Annotated in this window: 2 protein-coding genes; both read left to right on the top strand. The window is 49.7% G+C overall.

Going from position 1 to position 1191, the window contains the following annotated elements:
* The first annotated feature begins 391 nt into the window (after window positions 1-391).
* Complete coding sequence (locus M989_RS23950; protein ID WP_000493286.1) at window positions 392-721, top strand: type II toxin-antitoxin system RelE/ParE family toxin; 330 nt, start codon at window positions 392-394, stop codon at window positions 719-721.
* Complete coding sequence (locus M989_RS23945) at window positions 702-983, top strand: helix-turn-helix domain-containing protein (protein WP_000780222.1); 282 nt, start codon at window positions 702-704, stop codon at window positions 981-983. Before M989_RS23950 ends, M989_RS23945 begins: the two co-directional genes overlap by 20 nt.
* Window positions 984-1191: the final 208 nt, after the last annotated feature.

Genomic DNA, 1191 nt, shown 5'->3' with positions numbered 1-1191 from the left:
TACACGCTCGTAAGCGGCTCTTACGACCCGCTAACGCGGAGATACGCCCCAACTGCGGCTTCGCCTTGTTGTGACCACTCCGACCGCGCACAAAAGCCTCTGAGCCGCTTTTAGCGGAATATGGCTTTGCAGGGTGAAGGGATGGATAGGCGATCCCTTTCGATCCCTCACTGGTATCGGCGGCTAACCCTCGGTGCTACCTGTCATTTCATCCTGCCGCCTTACATGCGCTAACGCGCATAAATCCCCGTTCCTCAGTGGAACGAAAACTCACGCTAACAGGGTAGTGACCGGGTAGCCACGATAACTGCCAACAAAATTAGCTTATAGGTTAATTCTACCTTGTCTGAAATTAGCCTATAGGTTAATATTAATAGAAATGGGAGGTCACATGTTTAGCGTTGTTTATCACCCGGAAGCCAGGGAAGAAGCCACAGCATTACCCGTAAAAATCAGGGTGAAGTTTGACCGTCTCATCGGCAAACTGGAGTATGACGCCCGATTACTGCGGGAGCCGGACACGAAGCCCCTGGGCGATGGACTTTTTGAGATCCGCACGATGGGGACGGACATAGCCAGGGGAATCTGGGTATACCACAAAGGCAATACCATCATCATGCTCCGTGTTTTCATCAAGAAGTCACAGAAAACGCCAGCGAAAGAAATCGATCTCGCCAAAAAGCGGTTAGCGGAGGTACTTAATGAAACTGGTAAGCCATAAAGAACTGCATAACGAGTGGATGCAGGACGATGAATATCGCGCTGCATGGCAGGAAGAAGAACGTAAGGAAAAGCTCAGGGAGCTGCTTGCTGAATGGCGCAAGCATGACAACCTGACAAAAGCGCAGGTTGCTGAACGCATGGGGGTTACACCTCCGGTTATTTCTCGCCTGGAAAACAACATCACCAAAGCCAGCATCGACACACTGACCCGCTACGCTCACGCCTGCGGCATCAAGAAACCTGTCATTGCCCTGTACTGAATAGCCAGCCCTCCGGGGCTGGCCTTTTTGTTTCGGTCAGTCCCAAAATTTTGTTAAAGCAAGTTTAAAATGTCACCTGTTTCTCCAAAGTTGAAATGTCACTTCTAAGCCAATCTATTTATACATAATCTTTACATCTTTCCCCGGTGACAAAGTGCTAATTGGTCTGTAATGTTCAATGTGTGGCAGGCAAGCCGCCGGTGACTTA

The organism is Kluyvera georgiana ATCC 51603 (assembly GCF_001654985.1).
GTDB lineage: Bacteria > Pseudomonadota > Gammaproteobacteria > Enterobacterales > Enterobacteriaceae > Kluyvera > Kluyvera georgiana.
This window is presented reverse-complemented; position numbering and strand designations above follow the sequence as displayed.